Source organism: Bacillus sp. THAF10, assembly GCF_009363695.1.
Classification (GTDB): domain Bacteria; phylum Bacillota; class Bacilli; order Bacillales; family Bacillaceae_I; genus Sutcliffiella_A.
The window spans coordinates 2,610,822-2,632,058 of record NZ_CP045403.1 but is presented as its reverse complement, the minus strand read 5'-3'; the positions used below and the strand labels follow the sequence as shown (position 1 = coordinate 2,632,058).

24 protein-coding genes are annotated in these 21,237 nt (G+C 38.6%); all 24 read left to right on the top strand.

The window, feature by feature from the left end; translation table 11 throughout:
- Positions 1 to 73: 73 nt before the first annotated feature.
- Positions 74 to 1,366: a lysine N(6)-hydroxylase/L-ornithine N(5)-oxygenase family protein gene (locus FIU87_RS13820; RefSeq protein ID WP_152445131.1), complete on the top strand. Its 1,293-nt coding sequence runs from the start codon at positions 74 to 76 to the stop codon at positions 1,364 to 1,366.
- Positions 1,367 to 1,438: 72 nt separating this feature from the next.
- On the top strand, positions 1,439 to 1,954 hold the full coding sequence (locus tag FIU87_RS13815; protein ID WP_152445130.1) for a type 1 glutamine amidotransferase domain-containing protein: 516 nt from the start codon (positions 1,439 to 1,441) through the stop codon (positions 1,952 to 1,954).
- Positions 1,955 to 2,272: 318 nt separating this feature from the next.
- Positions 2,273 to 3,097: a M55 family metallopeptidase gene (locus tag FIU87_RS13810; RefSeq protein WP_152445129.1), complete on the top strand. Its 825-nt coding sequence runs from the start codon at positions 2,273 to 2,275 to the stop codon at positions 3,095 to 3,097.
- An 86-nt stretch (positions 3,098 to 3,183) separates the two neighbouring features.
- Positions 3,184 to 4,116: an ABC transporter permease gene (locus tag FIU87_RS13805; protein WP_152445128.1), complete on the top strand. Its 933-nt coding sequence runs from the start codon at positions 3,184 to 3,186 to the stop codon at positions 4,114 to 4,116.
- Between the two features lies 1 nt (position 4,117).
- Entirely contained in the window at positions 4,118 to 5,068 is a 951-nt protein-coding gene (locus tag FIU87_RS13800) for an ABC transporter permease (protein ID WP_152445127.1), read from the top strand.
- Between the two features lie 8 nt (positions 5,069 to 5,076).
- Positions 5,077 to 6,087, top strand: a complete 1,011-nt coding sequence (locus tag FIU87_RS13795; RefSeq protein WP_152445126.1) for an ABC transporter ATP-binding protein — start codon at positions 5,077 to 5,079, stop codon at positions 6,085 to 6,087.
- Between the two features lie 57 nt (positions 6,088 to 6,144).
- Entirely contained in the window at positions 6,145 to 7,773 is a 1,629-nt protein-coding gene (locus FIU87_RS13790; protein ID WP_152445125.1) for a peptide ABC transporter substrate-binding protein, read from the top strand.
- Positions 7,774 to 7,878: 105 nt separating this feature from the next.
- Positions 7,879 to 8,799 carry a S66 peptidase family protein gene (locus tag FIU87_RS13785; protein WP_152445124.1) on the top strand — a complete coding sequence of 307 codons (921 nt, stop codon included), beginning with the start codon at positions 7,879 to 7,881 and terminating at the stop codon, positions 8,797 to 8,799.
- Positions 8,800 to 8,812: 13 nt separating this feature from the next.
- Positions 8,813 to 9,913, top strand: coding sequence for a dipeptide epimerase (locus FIU87_RS13780; RefSeq protein WP_152445123.1), 1,101 nt, complete (start codon positions 8,813 to 8,815; stop codon positions 9,911 to 9,913).
- Complete coding sequence (locus FIU87_RS13775) at positions 9,906 to 10,829, top strand: C40 family peptidase (protein WP_152445122.1); 924 nt, start codon at positions 9,906 to 9,908, stop codon at positions 10,827 to 10,829. The genes FIU87_RS13780 and FIU87_RS13775 overlap by 8 nt, the downstream gene beginning before the upstream one ends.
- 1 nt (position 10,830) lies before the next feature.
- The gene (locus FIU87_RS13770) at positions 10,831 to 11,853 is read left to right on the top strand and encodes an ABC transporter ATP-binding protein (RefSeq protein ID WP_152445121.1); all 1,023 of its coding nucleotides are present in this window, start codon (positions 10,831 to 10,833) and stop codon (positions 11,851 to 11,853) included.
- Positions 11,854 to 12,481: 628 nt separating this feature from the next.
- Complete coding sequence (locus FIU87_RS13765) at positions 12,482 to 13,039, top strand: putative glycolipid-binding domain-containing protein (protein ID WP_152445120.1); 558 nt, start codon at positions 12,482 to 12,484, stop codon at positions 13,037 to 13,039.
- Between the two features lie 350 nt (positions 13,040 to 13,389).
- A complete protein-coding gene (locus tag FIU87_RS13760) occupies positions 13,390 to 13,719 on the top strand; it encodes a hypothetical protein (protein WP_152445119.1) in 330 nt (109 codons plus the stop codon).
- Between the two features lie 135 nt (positions 13,720 to 13,854).
- On the top strand, positions 13,855 to 14,142 hold the full coding sequence (locus FIU87_RS13755; protein WP_152445118.1) for a hypothetical protein: 288 nt from the start codon (positions 13,855 to 13,857) through the stop codon (positions 14,140 to 14,142).
- A gap of 91 nt (positions 14,143 to 14,233) precedes the next feature.
- On the top strand, positions 14,234 to 15,394 hold the full coding sequence (locus FIU87_RS13750) for an FAD-dependent monooxygenase (protein ID WP_152445117.1): 1,161 nt from the start codon (positions 14,234 to 14,236) through the stop codon (positions 15,392 to 15,394).
- Between the two features lie 822 nt (positions 15,395 to 16,216).
- A complete protein-coding gene (comGA, locus tag FIU87_RS13745; RefSeq protein WP_152445116.1) occupies positions 16,217 to 17,284 on the top strand; it encodes a competence type IV pilus ATPase ComGA in 1,068 nt (355 codons plus the stop codon).
- Positions 17,268 to 18,308, top strand: coding sequence for a competence type IV pilus assembly protein ComGB (gene comGB / locus FIU87_RS13740; protein WP_152445115.1), 1,041 nt, complete (start codon positions 17,268 to 17,270; stop codon positions 18,306 to 18,308). Before comGA ends, comGB begins: the two co-directional genes overlap by 17 nt.
- A 1-nt stretch (position 18,309) precedes the next feature.
- On the top strand, positions 18,310 to 18,648 hold the full coding sequence (gene comGC / locus FIU87_RS13735) for a competence type IV pilus major pilin ComGC (protein ID WP_152445114.1): 339 nt from the start codon (positions 18,310 to 18,312) through the stop codon (positions 18,646 to 18,648).
- Entirely contained in the window at positions 18,629 to 19,096 is a 468-nt protein-coding gene (comGD, locus tag FIU87_RS13730) for a competence type IV pilus minor pilin ComGD (protein WP_172971062.1), read from the top strand. Before comGC ends, comGD begins: the two co-directional genes overlap by 20 nt.
- Entirely contained in the window at positions 19,080 to 19,415 is a 336-nt protein-coding gene (locus tag FIU87_RS13725; protein WP_152445112.1) for a type II secretion system protein, read from the top strand. Before comGD ends, FIU87_RS13725 begins: the two co-directional genes overlap by 17 nt.
- Positions 19,399 to 19,833 carry a competence type IV pilus minor pilin ComGF gene (gene comGF / locus FIU87_RS13720; RefSeq protein WP_152445111.1) on the top strand — a complete coding sequence of 145 codons (435 nt, stop codon included), beginning with the start codon at positions 19,399 to 19,401 and terminating at the stop codon, positions 19,831 to 19,833. Before FIU87_RS13725 ends, comGF begins: the two co-directional genes overlap by 17 nt.
- 7 nt (positions 19,834 to 19,840) lie before the next feature.
- Positions 19,841 to 20,215, top strand: coding sequence for a competence type IV pilus minor pilin ComGG (gene comGG, locus FIU87_RS13715; RefSeq protein ID WP_172971061.1), 375 nt, complete (start codon positions 19,841 to 19,843; stop codon positions 20,213 to 20,215).
- A 63-nt stretch (positions 20,216 to 20,278) separates the two neighbouring features.
- The gene (locus FIU87_RS13710) at positions 20,279 to 20,794 is read left to right on the top strand and encodes a shikimate kinase (RefSeq protein WP_152445109.1); all 516 of its coding nucleotides are present in this window, start codon (positions 20,279 to 20,281) and stop codon (positions 20,792 to 20,794) included.
- Between the two features lie 33 nt (positions 20,795 to 20,827).
- Entirely contained in the window at positions 20,828 to 21,007 is a 180-nt protein-coding gene (locus tag FIU87_RS13705; protein ID WP_152445108.1) for a YqzE family protein, read from the top strand.
- Positions 21,008 to 21,237: the final 230 nt, after the last annotated feature.

Genomic DNA, 21,237 nt, shown 5'->3' with positions numbered 1-21,237 from the left:
GTTTGGAAAAGGAAGAAAAAATAGGATAACAGGGTATAAATAAAACATCGCAAGAAAAAGTGGGTGAATAAGAATGGAGAATAACACAGTTTATGATTTCATTGGAATTGGAATTGGTCCATTTAATTTAGGATTAGCAGCACTTGTCGAGGACTTACCAGATATTTCTGCTGTTTTTTTTGATAAACAAGACTGTTTCAATTGGCATCCAGGCATGCTGATTGAACAATCTGATTTACAGGTCCCGTTTATCGCAGACCTTGTTACCTTTGCGGATCCAACAAGTAAATACAGTTTCTTAAATTATGTACATAAGCAAAACAGGTTGTACCAATTTTACTTTTTTCGCCGCTTTGATATTCCAAGACGTGAATACAATCTCTATGCCAAATGGGTTTCACAACAGCTCTCTCATTGCCATTTCCAATCAGAGGTGGTGCATGTAGAAGAGTTGAATGAGGGATATAAGGTACAGGTGAAAAACACGGCAACGAAAGAAATCAAAACCTATTATTCCAAGCATATTGTATTAGGAACAGGTAGTGTACCCTTCATTCCAGAGGATTTGGAAGAAAACGAGCATGCTGTGCATACAAGTAACTATTTGCAGGCAGCAAAAGAAATAAAAAATGCTGATTCTATTCTTGTAGTAGGTTCAGGACAAAGTGCCGCAGAAGTATTTTATGAGCTATTAGAGGATCAAAAGGAGCATCAGTACTCGCTAACATGGTTTACCAGATCACCATTAATCTCCCAGCTCGAAATGGCAAAGCTCGGTCAAGAGGTTTTCTCCCCGGATTATGTACAATATTTTCACAGCCTGCCTTATAAGAAAAGACAGGATGCCCTTGAAAGATTAGATACGGTACGAAACGGAGTAGACAAGGAAACATTAATTAACATATATGATTTATTGTACAACCGATCTGTTGAGGGAAAGGACAAGAAAATAAAAATCATGCCGTTAACAGAAGTAAATCAACTAAAAGAAAAATCAGGAAAACTAGAAGTGTTGTGCACCCAATGGGAAAGTGAGGAACCTTTCTCTTTGATGGTGGATAAGGCAGTCCTAGCAACTGGTTATAAACCACACATTCCACATTGGGTGTGGGACTGGAGCCAGAGATTAGTGTGGGAAAACGATAAACAGTATATGGTGGATGAAAAGTATCGACTTGTATGGCAAACGCAAAAAGAAAATCATGTTTATGTTTCAACAAATTTAGAACATTCCCATGGAACAGGAGCCACTAATTTAAGCTTAGCTGTCATGAGAAATCAAATCATTATAAATGATATCGCTAAAAGAGAGGTTTACACAGTTCCAAAACAATCTGTTTTTCAACAATTCATGCCAGAACAATAGGAACAACGTTTATTAATGAGGTAGTGGGGTAATACAAACATTGTACACATTTCACAAAGGAGTCGTTGTTGAATGAGTAAAAAAATTGCCGTACTTTTAACGAATGAATTCGAAGACTCAGAACACACAGAGCCTGTAAAAGCTTTTTTAGAGGCTGGACATGACATTACTGTAATTGAGAAAACCAAAGGTGAAACGGTAAGAGGAAAAACGGATCGAACAGAAGTAACAATAGATGCAGGAATCGATGATGTTAGTCCACAAGACTTCGATGCTTTATTCATACCAGGTGGCTTTTCCCCGGATATTTTACGAGCAGATGATCGTTTTGTATTTTTTGCTAAATCCTTTATGGATGATAAAAAACCAGTGTTTGCTATTTGCCACGGACCTCAGCTGTTAATTACAGCGGAAGCATTAATGGGAAGAGATATTACAGGCTACACTTCTATTAAAGTGGACTTAAAGAATGCGGGAGCGACCTATTATGATAAAGAAGTGGTGGTTTGCCATAATCAGTTAGTGTCTAGTAGATCCCCTGATGACATTCCAGCGTTTATAAGAGAATCATTAAAATTATTAACATGAAAATATTTATCTTCTAGCAGTATCACCTTCTCCGTGATACTGCTTTTTTTTTTGGATAAGGGAATGAAACTTTTTTCCAAATGATTTCCATAAAGTTTTATTAGAATATAATTTATGTAGGGTATAGAAATAATTATTATCCGTCCTTTTGAATATTCATTCTCGAAAAGGCGTCTAAATATCCATAAAATCTGATGTTTATATATAAATGTAATATTTTTCTGAATAATATGACCCATATTTTACTAGTTTTATTGAATCATAATAATAATACTGTTATAATTTTAAGAAAATTGTAATAAGAGAGGAGGGATTTGGTTGAATTTATATATTTCGGTAGATATGGAGGGCATCACTGGCCTTGTAGATCATACCCATTTGGATTCGAGATTACATAATTATGAACGTGGCAGAAAAATAATGACCCAAGAAGCAAATGCAGTTGTAAAGGCGGCATTTGAATCAGGATGTCAGGAAGTGGTCGTTAATGACAGCCATTCGAAAATGAATAATATCTTAATAGAGGAACTTCATCCTGATACAAAGCTAATTTCAGGAGATGTTAAGCCATTTTCTATGGTACAAGGATTAGATGACAGCTTTGATGCTGCTGTTTTCATCGGATATCATGCAAGAGCAAGCATGAAGGGTGTAATGAGTCACTCCATGATTTTTGGTGCCAGAAATATGTACATAAATGATGTTCAAATTGGAGAGTTAGGGTTCAATGCATTTGTTGCGGGTTATTATGGTGTTCCGGTTATTCTGGTCGCTGGTGATGATCAAACTGCTCTTGAAGCACAAGCTCTTATTCCTGGAGTGCATTGTGTAGTTGTAAAAGAAGCAGCCTCTAGGTCAGCAGCAAAATCACTAACACCTCAAAAAGCACAAAAACTCATTGATGAAAAAACGAGGATTGCATTAAGGGATATACATAACATTAAGCCACTAGTTCCGCCTGAGTATCCCATCCTGAGAATTGAATTTGCCAATTTTGGACAGGCAGAATGGGCAAGTCTGATGCCAGGTGCAGAAATAGAGCCAGGAACTACCACCGTATCATTTCAAGCTAAGAATATTCTAGAAGCTTATCAAGCAATGCTTGTGATGACAGAGCTCGCGACTAGGACAACATTCAACTAGCTTCAAAAAACACGGCAACAAGTGTCGGAATTTTCAAAATAACAACATGAAAATAGCCATTATGTCAGAAAGCGTGAGTGAAAAAAATGGGAACTTTTATCGCAAAAAGATTATTTGCAATGCTCATCACGTTATGGGTAATCATTACTTTAACGTTTTTTCTCATGCATGCCATTCCAGGGTCTCCTCTAAATGAAGAGCGCTCCACTAGTGATGTGGTACAGCGGAACCTAGAAGCGCATTATCATTTGGACAAACCGATTCCCGTTCAATATGTGATGTATTTGAAAACGTTAGTAACACTTGACTTCGGTCCATCTATTAAGCAGCCTTCCACCACTGTCAATGATATGTTAGGACGAGGGTTTCCTATCTCATTTGAGCTTGGTATGGTGACCTTACTATTAGCCATTGTTTCAGGAATTTCCCTGGGAGTCATTGCAGCATTAAAAAGGAATGGCATTATTGATTATCTTGCCATGACCTTTGCTGTATTTGGTATTTCGATCCCAAACTTTGTCTTAGCAACATTTTTAATACAGCAAATTGCGGTAGGGTTAGGGTGGCTGCCACCTGCTACCTGGTCAAGCTGGAAGCATATGATTTTACCAACATTAGCACTTGCAACAGGTCCTATGGCAATAATTGCAAGGCTAACAAGAGCAAGTATGGCAGAAGTATTAACACAAGACTATATCAGAACAGCAAAAGCAAAGGGTTTATCACCTGTGAAAATTGTATGTAAGCATGCTCTAAGAAATGCGTTGCTGCCGGTTGTTACAATCTTGGGTACCCTTGCAGCAGGTATTTTGACAGGTACGTTCGTTATCGAAAAGATTTTTGCCATACCTGGCATGGGGAAGTATTTTGTCGATAGTATCAATACCCGTGACTATCCGGTCATAATGGGAACAACTGTCTTTTATAGTGCCTTCTTAATCTTGATGCTTTTTATTGTCGATATCGCTTACGGGATATTGGATCCTCGAATTAAATTGCATAAGAAGGAGGGGACTTAATATGGCAGAACGAAAATTAAAGGAATCAACCTATCATAATGTTCCCGATGAATGGTTTACACCGCTAGATAAAAATGGTAGAGAAGCAGAGGCTGTTGTTAGACCTAGCCTTTCGTATTGGCAAGATGCATGGCGAAGACTTTTGAAAAATAAGCTCGCTATGACAGGCTTGATATTCTTACTATTTCTAGCGATTATGGCGATTTTTGGTCCGGTCTTTTCTCCACATAGCGTGACACAAACGGATTTACCAAACCAAAACCAGGCACCATCAGCCTCACATCTGTTTGGAACAGATGAACTGGGACGAGATGTATTCACAAGAACCTGGTATGGAGCAAGGATTTCCTTGTTTGTAGGGTTAATGGCCGCTTTAATCGATTTCATTATTGGGGTTATCTATGGTGGAATTGCTGGTTATAAAGGCGGAAGAACAGACAATGCAATGATGCGAGTGGTGGAGGTATTATATGGCCTACCTTATTTGTTAGTTGTCATTCTTCTGATGGTTGTAATGGGTCCAGGTTTATTAACCATCATTGTTGCCTTAACGGTGACAGGCTGGGTTGGAATGGCCAGGATTGTCAGGGGACAAGTCCTGCAAATAAAGAATTACGAGTACGTGCTTGCATCCAAAACCTTTGGAACAAAAACACCACGGATAATAAGAAAGAATCTCTTACCTAACACGATGGGTCCCATTATTGTCCAAATGACGTTGACCGTCCCAGCTGCAATATTTGCAGAAGCATTTTTAAGCTTTTTAGGACTAGGTGTTCAAGCTCCTTATGCAAGCTGGGGAGTGATGGCTAATGACGGATTATCTACCATCATCTCTGGGCATTGGTGGCGTTTATTCTTTCCTGCCTTTTTCATCTCCATGACCATGTTTGCATTTAATGTCCTTGGAGATGGATTACAAGATGCCTTGGATCCGAAGTTAAGGAGGTAGAAAACATCATGGAAAAAATACTACAAGTGAAAGACCTTCATGTTTCTTTTTCAACATATGGGGGAGAAGTAAAAGCAGTGCGTGGAGTTAGCTTTGACCTTCATAAAGGAGAAACCCTGGCAATAGTTGGGGAATCCGGGTGCGGAAAAAGTGTAACCTCACAAAGTATCATGAGGTTAATACCAGAACCTCCAGGTAGAATCACACAGGGCTCTGTTCTTTTTAAAGGAAAGGATTTAACTAAGATTTCAGAGCCAGAGATGCGGAAAATCAGAGGAGCAGACATTTCGATGATTTTTCAGGATCCCATGACAGCACTAAATCCAACTCTCACTATTGGTGAGCAAATTATGGAAGGCATTATTCAACACAAAAGGATTACAAAAGCAGAAGCGAAAAATCAAGCGCTCCAAATGCTTCAATTGGTTGGTATACCTAGCCCTACAGAACGTCTTAAACAATATCCGCATGAATTCAGTGGGGGAATGAGGCAACGAATTGTAATTGCCATGGCCCTTGTCTGTCAGCCCGAGGTTTTGATTGCAGATGAGCCGACAACGGCACTGGATGTAACCATTCAAGCGCAAATTTTAAATCTCTTTAAGGACATTCAAAAGAAAACAGGCGTTTCCATCATTATTATTACTCATGACTTAGGGGTAGTGGCGCAGGTTGCAGACCGAGTTGCCGTCATGTATGCAGGGAAAATTGTCGAAGCGGGCAATAGAAGAGAGATATTTTACAAAGGGGAGCATCCATATACGAAGGGGCTATTAAAGTCTGTTCCTCGGCTTGATTTAGAGGATGAGGATTTGATTCCTATTCATGGGTCGCCACCTGATCTTTTTTCACCACCTGTTGGGTGTGCCTTTGCAGCAAGGTGTGACTATGCAATGGAAGTATGTGAGCGCTTGTATCCGATGAAAACATCCTTATCAGCTGAACACGAGGTGGATTGCTGGCTACAAGATCCAAGAGCTCCAAAACCAATTAGAACAGTGATTTCAACTATAAGCTAGTCTTATAGTGAAATAGATTTGATGGCAAAACTATCATGATAACAAGGGGGAAATAGGATGAAAAAGCTATTATCACTAATGATGACCACGATGCTTGTATTTGTACTTGCAGCATGTACAGCAGGCGAAAATGCTGGCACAGACACAAACGATGAGAACAACAATGAAAATGCTTCAGGGGAAAAGGTTCTACGATTAAACAACGGATCCGAACCAACATCTTTGGACCCACCAATCGGATTTGATTCTTATTCTTGGAACGCATTGAACAACCTTATGGAAGGGTTAACTCGATTAAATGACGAACATCTTCCTAAAGAGGCGACTGCTGAAAAATGGGATGTTTCTGAAGACGGAAAAACCTATACCTTCTACATTCGTGAGTCTGCAAAATGGTCAAACGGAGATGATTTAACAGCAGGTGATTTCGAGTATGCTTGGAAGCGTTTGTTGAATCCTGATACAGCCTCACCTGCAGCATTCCTTGGCTATTTTATTGAAGGTGGAGAAGCGTATAACAATGGTGAAGGCTCTGCAGATGATGTGAAAGTAAATGCAGTGGATGAAAAAACCTTAGAAGTAACGCTTGTAGCACCTCAAACGTATTTCTTGAGTGTTATTACAAATCCTGCATTTTTCCCAATCAATGAAAAAGTAGCAACAGAAAATCCTGAATGGTTCACAGAAGCAGAAACGTTTGTTGGTAATGGACCATTTAACTTAGCTGAGTGGGAGCATGAAAGTCATTTTGTGATGGAAAAGAATGACCAATACTGGGATAAAGACACCGTGAAGCTTGATAAAGTTCACTGGGCAATGGTGAATGACTCTAACACAGAATATCAGATGTTTCAAACAGAAGATCTAGATACTTCAGGCGTTCCAGCTGATATGAGTGAAAAACTGTTTACTGATGGTAAAGTAAATGTTGGAGAGCAAGCAGGTACTTATTTCTTCCGCTTTGGTGTAGATAAAGAACCATTCCAAAATGCCAACATTCGTAAAGCATTTGCCATGGCAGTGAATCAAAAGGACATCGTGGATTATATTACAAAACGAGGCGAGGAGCCTGCCAAAGGTTTTGTATCCTCAGGTTTTACCGATCCATCTGGAAATGACTTCCGAGCGACTAATGGGGACCTAGTAGAATTTAATGCAGAAGAAGCGAAAGCTCTTTTAGAAAAGGGAATGAAAGAAGAAGGGTATGAAACGCTACCTGAAGTAACGTTAACGTATAACACAAGTGATGAGCACAAACGAATTGCAGAGACTGTTCAGCAAATGTTTAAAGACAATTTAGGAGTAGATATAAAGCTGGCAAATATGGAGTGGAACGTTTTCTTAGACGCACAGCGTAACTTAGAATTCCAATTCTCAAGAAGCTCCTTCCTTGCAGATTATGCAGACCCGATTAACTTTTTAGAGAATTTCCAGACTGGTCATGCGATGAACAGAACAGGCTGGACGAACGCGAAGTATGATGAGTTAATTAAAAATGCATTGAACGAAGCAGATGAAGCAAAGCGTTTTGAACTAATGTATGAAGCGGAAAAAGTATTATTTGAAGAAATGCCCATCATTCCTTTATATTTCTACAATCATGTATATCTTCAAAATGAGGCTGTAAAAGGAATTGTCCGTCACCCAGTAGGGTATATCGAGCTGAAATGGGCAGATAAACAATAATTTCATAACAAAGACAATAGGAAAAGGGTGTTCACGGAACACCCTTTTCCTTGAAATTGTAGGGGTATAACATACATATACATAATTAAAAAGAGGTGAAAATACATGAAGCCTTTAAGAATTAATAGAGGGGACACAGTTGGCATCATTGCGCCTGCTAGCCCGCCAAAACAAGACAAATTAAAAGCTGCGATTCAATTTTTAGAAAACGAGCTTGGATTGAAAACTAAGCTCGGCAACTATGTGGATACACCATACGGTTACTTAGCTTCCAAGGATGAGGAAAAATTAGAAGACCTGCATGCGATGTTTTTAGATCAAGAGGTAAAAGCAATTATTTGTGCATGCGGTGGTTTTGGTACGGCAAGAATTGCGTCAGGGATAGATTACGAAATTATCAAAAATAACCCTAAAATTTTCTGGGGCTATAGCGATATCACGTTTCTCCATCAAACGTTTTATCAAAAAGCTGGGTTAGTTACCTTTCATGGGCCAATGTTAAGCTCAGACATGGGCTTAGACAATCTTCACCCACAATCCAAGGAAGGCTTTCAACAGTTATTTGAGCCAAAAGAAATCGTGTATTCGGAAGGAATTTCTTCTCTTGATGTCTTGAAGGAGGGAAAAGTAAGCGGGGAGCTGGTTGGTGGTAATTTAACCTTACTCGTAAGCTCACTTGGAACAAAGTTTGAACTCGACACAAAAGGGAAGTTGCTCTTTTTTGAAGATATTGATGAACAGCCCTATAAAGTGGACAGAATGCTAAATCAACTGAAGATGGCAGGGAAATTCGATGATGCAGCAGGGATTGTCATTGGGGACTTTCATAACTGTGTTCCAGATGAAGGTAAGCCAAGTTTAACGTTGGATGAGGTAATCTCTCAGCACGTATTAGAGGCAGGAAAACCAACCATGAAGGGCTTTAAATTTGGGCATTGCTTTCCAAATATCGCTATTCCTCATGGTGCGATGGCAAAACTAGACACCTACACAAAAACCCTAACCATTGAGCCAGGAATTAGTTGAAAGGAGAGGCATCATGATAATAGAGCAACTGGAAACATTTCGCACGAAGGTTCCTTTAACCAAGCCATTCAAAACCGCACTCCGTACCGTTTATCATGCAGAAGCAGTCATGGTGAAAATAACCTGTGACTCAAGATTGATTGGATGGGGAGAAGCTCCTCCAACACATGTCATTACTGGAGATAGTTTGGATAGCATCGAATACGTCGTTCAGCATATTTTTAAGCCTTTGCTCTTAAACCAAAGCCTTCTAAACTATGAACCTCTGCTCCAACAACTACATACTGCCATTATACGGAACTCCAGTGCAAAAGCGGCAGTGGATATGGCCATTTACGACTGTTTGGCTCAGTATAGCAAGCTTCCACTCTATCAATATCTAGGAGGAGCAAAAACGGAGCTTGAAACTGATTTTACCGTTAGTGTGAACTCGCCCCAAGAAATGGGGGAGGACGCACTTACCTACTATAAAAACGGCTTTAACGTGCTGAAGGTCAAGGTTGGAAAAGATGATATTAACCTTGATATGGAAAGAATAAAAGAGATCCGGAAACGTGTGGGAAAACATGTAAAAATTCGTCTTGATGCTAATCAGGGCTGGACAGCAAAAGAAGCAATAAGTGGCATTCGCAAAATGGAGGACCTTGGACTTGACATTGAACTTGTCGAACAACCTGTAATTGCCGATGACTTGGAAGGATTAAAACAGGTGACAGACGGAGTGGATACTCCTATTATGGCGGACGAGAGCGTTTTTACTGCACAACAAGCTCTTCAAGTGTTGAAAACAAGGAGCGCCGATTTAATAAACATTAAATTAATGAAGGCTGGTGGCATTTTTCAAGCGGAAAAAATTAATCAGATTGCCGAAGCCTTTGGAGTAGAATGCATGGTTGGAAGTATGATAGAAACTCGCCTTGGAATAACAGCAGCAGCCCATTTTGCAGCAAGCAAAACCAATGTAACCCGCTTTGATTTTGATGCTCCACTTATGCTTGCCGAAGATATTGTAGCAGGCGGAATCATTTACAATGGGCGTAAAATAACATTTCCACAATCAGCAGGACTTGGAATTTCAGACATTCGATTGCAAGGGGGAGTTAAAGTTGAATAAATATATTGTAAATGTACCGGTAGCAACCATTTGGACCTCCTTTGATTCTTATAGATCTCTCGATAAAGGAGCAGTATCCAATCCAACCGATATCAAGGGTTGGCTGCAATCTTTAAATTTTGAAACAAGACTGGAACTTTGTGATGCAAACCTAATACAGTCTCAACTCTTATATGGGGAAGAATTGTTGGTGATAGATGAAAAGGAAGACTATTTTCACATACTTGTCCCCACACAAGGCTCATCAAAGGATGATCGAGGCTACCCTGGTTGGGTTCCAAAGTGTCAGGTGACAAGACTTGAGGATTGGGATATTGTGAATCATCCCATAGCTGTGGTGACAAGTAATCTAACAAAACTTCTTACAAAAGATGAAAATGAACGGCTAGAACTTAGTTTTCAAACAGTGCTACCCTTTCTAGAAAATGCGGGAAGCCTCGTAAAGGTAAAACTACCCGATGGAAATGATGGATTTTTGCATTCTAAAGATGTGTCAGTCTATAACAAATGGGCTGATATTCCTAAAGGAACAGGCAGCGATATTGTCAAAACTGGAGAACAATTTTTAGACCTTCCATACCTTTGGGGAGGAATGAGTGGATATGGCATGGACTGCTCAGGCTTTAGCTATACCATGTGTAAAGCAAATGGCTACATCATTCCAAGGGATGCCACCGATCAAGCGAAAGAAGGCACAGAGATTGCCCTAGGTGAGATAGTGCCTGGAGATTTACTGTTTTTTGCCTATGAAGAAGGAAAAGGAAAGCTTCATCATGTTGGCATTTACTATGGTGATGGCAAGCTTTTACATTCACCTAAGACTGGGCGAGACATTGAAATTCTCCCAATGAAGGACACCATTTATGAAAAAGAACTCTGCGCAGCAAGAAGGTACTGGCAAAAGGATGGGGAGTAACATGAAAAAGAAGGTTTTACTTCAAGTAAAGAATCTACAAAAATATTTTTTTATGGCAAAGAAAAAAACATTAAAAGCCGTCGATAATATTTCTTTTGAAATTTATCAAGGAGAAACATTTGGGCTTGTCGGTGAATCTGGCTGTGGAAAATCTACCACAGGCAGAACCATCATTGGTTTATATGGCAAAACGGCTGGGGAAGTCATTTTCAATGGGAAAGATGTCCACACCCTCTCTGAAAAAGAGAAGTTTGCTTATCATAAAAATATGCAGATGATTTTTCAAGACCCTTATGCTTCTTTAAATCCGCGATCGACCGTTAAAGAAATAATCTCGGAGCCGATGGAAGTTCATGGAGTGTATGCAAATGCGAAAGAAAGAACGGCTAGAGTGTATCAGCTCCTTGAAGACGTTGGCCTAAATCGTGAGCATGCCAATCGGTACCCTCATGAGTTTAGTGGTGGTCAACGTCAGCGAATTGGAATTGCTCGGGCGCTTGCTCTAGACCCTGATTTTATCATAGCGGACGAGCCTATCTCTGCCTTAGATGTCTCCGTTCAGGCGCAGGTTGTTAATTTGTTGAAGCGACTCCAAAAGGAAAAGGGGCTTACCTATTTATTCATCGCCCACGACCTCTCTATGGTTAAACATATTAGTGACAGAATTGGCGTTATGTATCTAGGAAAAATGATGGAGCTTACAGAAAGTAAAAGTCTTTACAGAAAACCGCTTCATCCATACACACAAGCGTTGCTGTCAGCTATACCGATACCTGACCCTGACGTAGAGGACAAGCGTGAGAGGCAGATTGTGAAAGGAGAAATTCCAAGTCCCATTAATCCTCCAAGCGGTTGTGTGTTCCGAACCCGATGCCCTCATGCCATGGAAGCATGCAGTAAAATTGCACCAACATGGCAAGAGGTAGAAGAAGATCATTTTGTCGCATGTCATTTATATAACGAGGAAATTGTCGGAAGTGACAAAGTAAAACAAACGGTAGCAGCTGCTAAAGACGTGCTTTAAAAGGCTCTTTTCTAAAAGATTGTTGTTAAAAAACTAAGAAAAAGTCGGCTTCAAAACTTTTTCAAATTATGATGCGAGTTAAAATTGCCACATGTATAAAACTTTTAAAGAGCCATTGATACTGGTTTCTTCCCTATAAGAAGTAGCCACAAAGTTTGCGAAAATAGCTTTTAAAAAAGGGTAGTGAAAAGGTTCTCTTAGCAGACAAAACTATAATCCGCGTTGAATAATGCATAGTAATACGTATAACGAAAAGCACTGCTACTCGCAGTGCTTTTTAAATGTCAAAAATGCAAATTTTTGATTCTAAATATTGTGGTTTCTATTATTAAAAGGAAAGTTTATTCCATTTTTTGTTAATGAAAATATGAAGATGTTATTCGATTAATGGGCCATTATATGGAAGACTTGAATTCGAGATAAATGTGATATTTATCCAGATAAGTGGCAACTAATGAAACATGTCAGAATCTTAAATGCTACGAAGTAACGACTTCCATGGAAAATACGAACAATTATTCGTTTTCATCTGGTATGATTTTAGTATGTAGATTTGTAATATTGTGAAGTTACTTCAATAAGCGAGCTGTTATATTAAAATTATTCAGAAATAACTGGGGGAACGTATATGGTTGTAAATGTAGTATGGAAAAACGAAGAACTATATGGTTGCGAGTACCTTAAAATTGAGAAAAAAGCCGAAAACCTCGTTGTTCAAAGTACAGTAATTTATGTAGATGAAAAGAAGACAAATGCTCATACTTTAAATTATTATGTTGAATTAGATGAACATTGGCTAACTAAGAGGTTTAGTATCAATGTTGATAAAATTAATAGTTTAGAATTACATACTGATGGAGATGGAAACTGGTTTAATACTGATGGAGAATCAATTAATAGTCTAAAAGGTGCGACTGACATAGATATTTCTGCTACTCCTTTTTCCAACTCTTTACCTATTAATAGAATTAATTGGAGTATTTATCAGATAGAACACTTTCATATGGTCTATATATCATTTCCATCTTTAGAAGCAAAAAAAGTACCCCAATCTTATCAATACATCCGTATGGAAGGTGATTTAAGATATTTCAAATATCGTTGTTATGATTATGAAACAATCATTTGTGTTGATACAAATGGTTTAGTTGTTAATTATCCCAATACTTTTAGTAGGATACTATAATGTTTAGTTTGTGATTAAATTCACTTAAAGTAACGGGGGCTTATGTTGAAAAGAACGATGAAAAACCATAAATTATTTGTTGGATAGTGCAACGATACTGTTCAACTCAACAGAAAAGTATATTATATAATATAGCGCAATTATTGTACTTGCGTTACTCCATTAAAGGGCGCGATAATCTAATATTGCGTCCTTTTTGTCTTGAAAAATGATTGTCAGATCTGAGGATATTTGAAATAATTGGTATTAAGTTAAAGGGCAAGATTGTGGAAGAGATATCATACGAATAACGTTTCTTTTGTTTTCTAAATACGTATAGTTCTTAAAGTAAATAAAGTGGGGGTAGAGATTTGAAATCTAGTTTTCAAACGACTCAAAAAGAGGAAGTAGTAACACAAAAAGAAGTGAATATTAGAAAATTATTGAACATAATAGGTCTATTTATTTTTTCTGGAATAGCATTAACTTACTTAACAACTTCACTCCCTAAAACCGATTGCACCAAAGAATATTTGTACTTTTTGGTTGGAGGTGCTATTACTTATTATGTTCTATTGAATATCTACCACATAGGACATACAGGTAGAAAGGTTGTCCTTATAACTCTATTTCTATTGGGTTGTTTTAGCATTTTTATGGCTTATTATTCTTTGAATAATCCAGTATCACACTGTTATTAAAGTGATTATTTTTTCTAGATTAGTGAACAAACTAGGAGCGATTGTAGCATAGGTAAAAGCTCTTTCAGTACTTAAGAATTGGGCAGCTTTCCTGTATAAGAGTTTGTTACAGTGCGGATTAGAGGGGTAGTTAAAATGCATTATTTTAAATTTCTTTTTTATGAATTTATATTATTTAGTTTGTTGATTATTATAAATTATTATTTGGATGGTTACCTCAATCCTCCCTTTACAAAAGTTGATTTAATAGCAGGTATTATATCTTTATCTATTTTTGCGGTTTTTTTTACTTTGTTGGGTAAATGGTATAAACGGTTTTATACCATTTCATTAAGAAATAAGATTTTACTTTCAATTCCAACTTTTATTTTTGCTGGATTAATTACAGGCATTATTATGTCTCACTTTTTTGGTGTAGAGTAACTTTACTTCCTCAACAAACTAGGAGCAATTGTTGAAGACTAAGTAGGTTCTAATTGAGGCTTTTCACGGAAAAGCAGAAAGGATGACTGGTATGGCACCTAAAACAGTAATGATTATTGGTGGAGGGATAGGTGGACTTTCTGCTGCAATAGCCCTACAGCAGTTAGGATGGAACGTCTCTGTATATGAGAAGGCAAAAGAACTTAAGGAACTAGGTGCAGGAATTGTTTTATCCGCAAATGCCATCAAAGCCTTGGAGAAATTGGGGGTCGCCGAACAAGTCCGCAAGACGGGCTCCCCCGTAAAAAAAGCAGAGATACGAACATGGGATGGAAAGCTCCTCGTTAATGTACCTGTTCATAAACAATCGAAACTTTATGGCACCTATAGTTACCTGATTTATCGACCTGATCTGCAAAGCATTTTATATAAGAAATTAAAACAAGAAACCGTTGTTTTCGGAAAAAAGTTAATTCGTATAGAAAATGATGAAGCCAAAATTACGGCGATTTTTGAGGACGGAGAGGAAGCAGAAGGAGATCTATTAATTGGAGCTGACGGTGTACACTCTGAAGTAAGGAAATCTATCATCGGATCAACACCTTCCCGTTATTCTGGGTTCACCGCTATTCGAGGCATATCCAATTTTGAAGATGACCGCTTTCCAGTCGAACTTGGCGGAGGCTTTGAAGCTTGGGGTCCAGGTAAAAGGTTCGGATTTTCCCATCTGGGCAGTGGCCGAATATTTTGGTTTTCAGCAATTAATACCCCGCAAGGAACAATGATTAGCACCGAGGATCGGAAGAAAGCTGCTTTGGAGAATTTTAAGGGTTCATTCGAGCCAATTGAAGCAGTCATTGAGTCTACCAATGAATCAGATATACTTCTGCATGAAATCTTTGATCGGAGTCCGGTAAAATATTGGAGTATAGGCAGGGCTACGTTGCTCGGAGATGCCGCTCATCCGATGCTTCCTAACCTCGGACAAGGGGGAGCCCAAGCCCTAGAAGATGCACTAGTATTATCCCGTTCCCTTGAAATATACCCTGACAACGTGCAACAAGCTTTAAAAATGTATGAAAAAATTAGGATTCCCCGCACCACACAAGTGGTAAGAGGCTCAAGAGCAATGGCGAGGTTGATGCAGCTTGAAAATCCTTTAGCTATCCATTTCCGGAACCTAATGCTCCGTGCAATGCCAGACACCGTTCAAATCAAGCGTTTGGAATGGGTGGTTGGACATGAGGTGTGAATGGGTGTTTTTCACTTTGTTGTTTATGTAGGTCCAGAGGAGTTAGAAGAAATCATAAAAGCCTTTAAAAAGGGTTGAAAGATAATAAAAAATTATTGAAGTAAAGGGGGCAATATTTGAAGATCAGCTAATTGATCTCAATCTATTGATCATCTACAATTATTGGGCAGTTTAGAGCAAAAGCAATGATTAACGGATGTTCTACAATCTGGGTGTTTTACGATATAACTTATTGGGGGGTGAAAAATTTGGATAAAAGATACTATCAAGGCAAATTATTATCTCTTAAAATAGTGACTACGCTTCTCATACTCTTATTTTTAACGATGCCATATTTTATTTTGATTTCTCACAGTGTAAGTGCATTATTAATACCTATAACATTACTTTTATTTATCGTGGTAGACTACTTAATTGTTAAAGCAACTCTGGAAGATTAATGATATAAACCATATTTATTGGAAATTATTTCAAATTAAATTGATTAAGTTTTTCTTCCGCAAACGGATGAGATTTTTGGATGACGGCCGTCCTTTTGGTGTGTATGGTTTTTCAGGTGTTAGGGGCGGGAAAGGAATGGCGCGGAGTATTTTCACAGTTGTTGTAACATTTGGTTTATCAGCTTTTCTTGTATATGCTCTTCGCCGCAGATACAGAGCGGTTTGTAATAATCAACAGCTGTGTCTAGCAATGCATTTTTCAAAAAAAAAATAAAACTTTGCAGGAATCTGTCATTCTATGTAGAAATTTAACAGGGCAAGAAAAACAAACTGAAAGGAGACCTAAGAGAAGTATTCCCATACCCTTGAAATGAGGTGGAAAATGAATATTGAAAAAAAGTGTGAAGAATTAATCCGCCAGGCCGTTAGATTACGTGTTTCCGATATTCACATGAAACCCCTTGAAACTACCGCACATGTCTTATTCCGCTTAGACCACTACCTTTACGATCAAGAAAAAGTCCCGATTGAAGTGTATGAACGAATGTTATCTCATCTGAAATTTCAAGCTGCCATGGACATAGGAGAAACTAGAAAGCCTCAAAACGGTGCGCTAGCCCTGCAAGTAGATTCTAATCAAATCAACCTCCGACTCTCAACCTTGCCCACTTTAAACAGAGAAAGTCTTGTCATTCGTATACTACCTCAAGAAGACCATCAATTTTCCTTAAAACATCTCTCTCTTTTTCAGCATTCCACCAGAAAAATAATGTCCTTAATGAAGCATTCCCATGGTCTGTTTATTTTTACAGGTCCGACTGGCTCTGGCAAAACCACAACGCTATATTCTATTTTGGAAGAATCCAAGAGCATGCTGCAGCGAAACATTATTACTTTGGAGGACCCTGTAGAGAGAAAAAGCAGGCATGTTTTGCAGGTCCAGGTGAACGAGAAGGCAGGAATTAGCTACTCATCAGGATTAAAAGCAATACTCAGGCATGATCCGGATATTATAATCGTTGGGGAAATAAGAGATGAAGAGACAGCGAAAATTGCTATCCGTGCTGCTCTCACAGGTCATTTAGTTTTAAGTACACTTCATACAAGGGACGCAAAAGGAGCGATATTTAGATTACTTGAATTTGGTGTCTCCCATCAAGATCTGGAACAATCCTTAATTGCCGTATCCGCACAAAGGCTAGTGGAGTTAACGTGTCCTTATTGCAAGGAGGAATGCTCTGCTTTTTGCAAAAAATATCGTACTCATCGTTTGGCGAGTGTTTATGAACTGCTTTATGGAAACGAATTGCAAAAGGTCTTACAACAATGTAGGGGAAATTCTGTACTGGCGGCTTATCCTACTCTCAAAGAAGTGATAAAAAAAGGAATTGCCCTCGGGTTTATTCACCAGCGGGAATATGAAAGATGGGTGAATGATGGCAAAAAATAAAAATAGATGGACCATGAAGGATCAAGAGGAGTTTCTAACAAGGGTGGGGGACATGTATCACAATGGCTACTCCTTAACCGAAGCAATTGAATTAATCAGTATTCACTATTCTGCCAAAAAGAAACAACATGTTTTCTCTGCAATGAAAGCACTCCGAAGTGGTGATAGCATTCACCAAGTCTTAGAAGGCCTACATTTTCATGAGGATGTCCTTTCTCTTTTATTTTTTTCACAAAAGCATGGAAATTTAGCACATGCCTTTTGCTCCGCTGGGGAAATGCTTGGAAGAAAACGACAATACCGGGAAAAACTCGTCTCATTGATTAGATACCCCATGCTTCTGCTTATCCTTGTGTTCATCATGCTACTATTTGTTCATGTCATATTAGTTCCTCAATTCCTCCAGCTATTTCATCATATGAACCTGGAAATGGACGCTCTCTTGTCCACATTTTTTACCCTTTTAAACTATGCTCCCGTACTCCCTCTATTTTTTTTCGGAGCTACCCTATTTCTTCTTGCAAGCTATCACATGTTTTACAAAAAGATGAAACCCACCAAACGAATACAATTATTATTTAAATTTCCTCTAATCCGTACCTACCTCTCTCTCCATTATTCTCACTATTTCGCAGAGCAATTAAGTAACCTTCTCTCTAGTGGATTGACCATTAATGAAGCTCTTTCTGTATTTGAAAGGCAAAATTACCATCCTTATTTTCAAACGAAAGCAAGCGAATTTCGTAGTCGTCTTATTGAAGGAGAAAAGCTGGAGGATCTAGTAGGAAAGGAAATTGTTTTTGTTAAAGGGCTTGAGCTTATTATTATGCACGGTCAAAACAATGGGAGATTGCCGTTAGAGTTACTGCAGTATAGCAGAATTTTACTCGGCCGACTGGAAGAACATGTGGAAAAACTGCTAGCAAAAATTCAACCACTTCTCCTATTGGGAGTGGGAGCGTTTGTGATGATTCTCTATTTGAGTATTTTTATACCAATGTTTCAATTAATGGGAGGAATTTAATATGAAAATTATGAAAGATAATCGCGGTTTTACACTTGTTGAAATGCTTCTTGTGATGATGGTTATCACTGTTCTTCTCTTGGTGATGATTCCAAATGTGACGAAAAACAGCAGCATGATTGGAGACAAAGGCTGTGATGCAATGGTGAGCATGGTGGAGGCACAAATGCAGACGTACAGACTCGATTACGGTACGCCTCCTTTGAGTATTGATGATCTAAATGCACCAGAATACCTGGAGGATAAATTTGATGAAGCTGGGATGCTGAAATGTCCAAACGGAAAAATCGTTATTATAGAAAATGGAAAAGCAGCTCCACGTGAACCAGACGCTAGCTAACTTCAAAAAAAACTCCGCTGGCTTTACTCTAATGGAATCCCTCCTTATCCTATCTATCATTGCCATCATGCTCTCTGTCCTTTCCTCCAATGGCTTTGCCAAAACGCAAAAACACAGCTCCAGTCATTTTTCCGAGCAATTTACCAATGACCTCTTTTTTGCCCAGCAATATGCCCTTAGTACAAAAAACAGTGTTCAAATAGTGTTGTCTCCTAATTCAAATTCCTATCGCATTCGGCAAGGAAGCTTTCAAACAAAAGATCTCGTGAACCGTGAGTATCCATCTTCTCTATCAATAGATACGAGAACAATGGGAGAGGTGATCACCTTTTTAGGAAACGGTAGTATCGATAAGTCTGGAGCAATCATTATATTACAAGATGGAAAAGAGCGTTATCGTTATGTTTTTACGTTAGGAAAGGGGCGATTTTATGTGGAGGAAAGATGAGGGCTTTACGTTACTAGAGGTTCTGGCGGCACTGTTTGTATGGGTGGTCATTGCTTCGCTGCTGGTTCCTGGCTTAGTGAGGATGAATCAGGAAAGAAAGGGATTTTTGCTAGAACAAGATGCAAGGTTTATTTTGGCCATGAGTTTGGAGGAAATCCGCCGCGAGCAACCTATCAATTTTGAGGGGAAAATAATAAAAAAAAGAACAACTTATTCTACCCATATGAAAGAAGCAAGCATGTCACCTTTACTATGCGTAGCTTATACAGATTTTCGAAATATGAAGCAAGAGAGGTGTGTGCATGTTTTTTACCCATAAAGAGCAGGGCTTCACACTATTAGAGGTTTTGGTAAGCTTTGCAGTTGTTCTTGTATTAACGGCAATGTTTCCCCTTTTCATCAAAAGTCTCATGGAGTTAACAGAACCGGAAAAAGGGATTCACCCATTAGAGCTCGAGGTATTTGTTCAACAAGCCAAAAGGGAGCTTAGAAATGGAAAGAGCTTTTCTGCAAATGAGTCCGTATTAACCATTGTTAATCAACAAAATCAGTCAATAATCTATGAATGGTATGACGGGAAAATGAGGAGAAGAGTGAATGGAAGCGGTCATGAACTGATGCTTCATAACGTAAAAGCCATCACGTTTAAAGAAAGGGGAAATGGTGTTGTGTTTGAAATAAATGAAGGGCAGGAGCTGCAAATAGAGCTCCTTATTGACAATGTACCTGTCAGGTAAGGAATGGATGAGGAAGGAAAAGGGGTATATCTTACCTTTTACAATCATGATGAGCGGGTTGTTGTCCCTGTTTCTCCTACATCAAATCGAAAGTTTTCGTTTAGAGAATCTGTTCTACCATGAAGCGGAGCAGCAATTTAGACTAGATAGCATGATGAAGTATACATGGGATGCTGTGCACCATGAATTGGAGAACGAGGACGAAGTGCAGACGAGTTCCTTACGATTTCCAAATGGAACATCTACAATATCTACGCAAACAAAAGATGAAATAGTCGAGATTCAAATTTCATGTTTAACAGACTCAGGAAGGTCATACCAAGCTATTGTTATTTATAGCATGAATAATCATGAGGTTGTATCCTGGAATGAAAACCTGTAACATCTAGGGAAACAGAACTTCAACGCTCATTATGCTAAAGAGGGAGAATGCGAGGAGAGAACGGTGAAAAGTATTTACTTGACGGGTTTTATGGGAGCTGGAAAAACTACAGTAGGGGAAAAACTTGGTAAAGCACTGCAATTGGAAGTTTATGATACCGATCAAGTCATTGAAAAAAAGACCGGTATTTCCATAAAAGAACTATTTAGTACAAAAGGTGAATCATATTTTCGGACATTGGAAGAGCAAACTCTTCAGGAAATGCCAATAGAAAATGCTATCATCACTACAGGTGGAGGGATTGTGCTATCAGAGCGGAACAGAAATTGGATGAAGGGCAACGGCATTAGGGTTTTCTTGTTTGCAGAGATGGATATAGTGTGGGAGAGGCTAAAAAACGACCAAACCAGACCAATAATTCAACAAAAGAAAAAAGAGGAAGTGGCTAACATTTTTCAACAACGATTACCACTCTATAACCAAGCTGAGATAACAGTTGATACCACCTACCTATCTTTAGAAGCAGCGGTAGAAGCGGTATACCATGCGGTTAAAACCTACGAAAAGCGTCAACACTAAAAGAGAAATGAATCTTTGGTGGTGATGTTTTTTATGAAAACGAATGATTACGTAAAGTATGTTACGCAACAATTGGTCACTTATATGGATAAGCCGAAAGAAGTAAGAAAAGAGCAAAGGCAGATTAAAAAACAAGAACGTCCGCCTGTTGCTTTTCAGCTCTTTGGAATTATCCCCTATGCGATATTAATGATGTTTAAAAAGAAGGCGTAATGGTTGTCAAACGCTTGAAATTTTGCTACAATCTTTTCGGACAGTTAATGAAGCATTCAACTATTTGTTCATGCAAATGCTTACAACAAAGAATAGAACTTTACGTGTTACTGATACGATCAGGCATGAGTGAAGCGGTTTTGATCAATACTAAAGGGAGAAGTTTACCCTTTTTTAGAGAAAAGCCCTCTCTCATGCCTTTTTCTATAGATTAGTACGCTTTTGTACAG

Bases quoted from the DNA above. Each gene is read 5' to 3' on its own strand.
- FIU87_RS13820 (WP_152445131.1), top strand. From the start codon at position 74: ATGGAGAATAACACAGTTTATGATTTCATTGGAATTGGAATTGGTCCA.
- FIU87_RS13815 (WP_152445130.1), top strand. From the start codon at position 1,439: ATGAGTAAAAAAATTGCCGTACTTTTAACGAATGAATTCGAAGACTCA.
- FIU87_RS13805 (WP_152445128.1), top strand. From the start codon at position 3,184: ATGGGAACTTTTATCGCAAAAAGATTATTTGCAATGCTCATCACGTTA.
- FIU87_RS13800 (WP_152445127.1), top strand. From the start codon at position 4,118: ATGGCAGAACGAAAATTAAAGGAATCAACCTATCATAATGTTCCCGAT.
- FIU87_RS13795 (WP_152445126.1), top strand. From the start codon at position 5,077: ATGGAAAAAATACTACAAGTGAAAGACCTTCATGTTTCTTTTTCAACA.
- FIU87_RS13790 (WP_152445125.1), top strand. From the start codon at position 6,145: ATGAAAAAGCTATTATCACTAATGATGACCACGATGCTTGTATTTGTA.
- FIU87_RS13785 (WP_152445124.1), top strand. From the start codon at position 7,879: ATGAAGCCTTTAAGAATTAATAGAGGGGACACAGTTGGCATCATTGCG.
- FIU87_RS13780 (WP_152445123.1), top strand. From the start codon at position 8,813: ATGATAATAGAGCAACTGGAAACATTTCGCACGAAGGTTCCTTTAACC.
- FIU87_RS13770 (WP_152445121.1), top strand. From the start codon at position 10,831: ATGAAAAAGAAGGTTTTACTTCAAGTAAAGAATCTACAAAAATATTTT.
- FIU87_RS13765 (WP_152445120.1), top strand. From the start codon at position 12,482: ATGGTTGTAAATGTAGTATGGAAAAACGAAGAACTATATGGTTGCGAG.
- FIU87_RS13755 (WP_152445118.1), top strand. From the start codon at position 13,855: ATGCATTATTTTAAATTTCTTTTTTATGAATTTATATTATTTAGTTTG.
- FIU87_RS13750 (WP_152445117.1), top strand. From the start codon at position 14,234: ATGGCACCTAAAACAGTAATGATTATTGGTGGAGGGATAGGTGGACTT.
- comGA (WP_152445116.1), top strand. From the start codon at position 16,217: ATGAATATTGAAAAAAAGTGTGAAGAATTAATCCGCCAGGCCGTTAGA.
- comGB (WP_152445115.1), top strand. From the start codon at position 17,268: ATGATGGCAAAAAATAAAAATAGATGGACCATGAAGGATCAAGAGGAG.
- comGC (WP_152445114.1), top strand. From the start codon at position 18,310: ATGAAAATTATGAAAGATAATCGCGGTTTTACACTTGTTGAAATGCTT.
- FIU87_RS13725 (WP_152445112.1), top strand. From the start codon at position 19,080: ATGTGGAGGAAAGATGAGGGCTTTACGTTACTAGAGGTTCTGGCGGCA.
- comGF (WP_152445111.1), top strand. From the start codon at position 19,399: ATGTTTTTTACCCATAAAGAGCAGGGCTTCACACTATTAGAGGTTTTG.
- comGG (WP_172971061.1), top strand. From the start codon at position 19,841: ATGAGGAAGGAAAAGGGGTATATCTTACCTTTTACAATCATGATGAGC.
- FIU87_RS13705 (WP_152445108.1), top strand. From the start codon at position 20,828: ATGAAAACGAATGATTACGTAAAGTATGTTACGCAACAATTGGTCACT.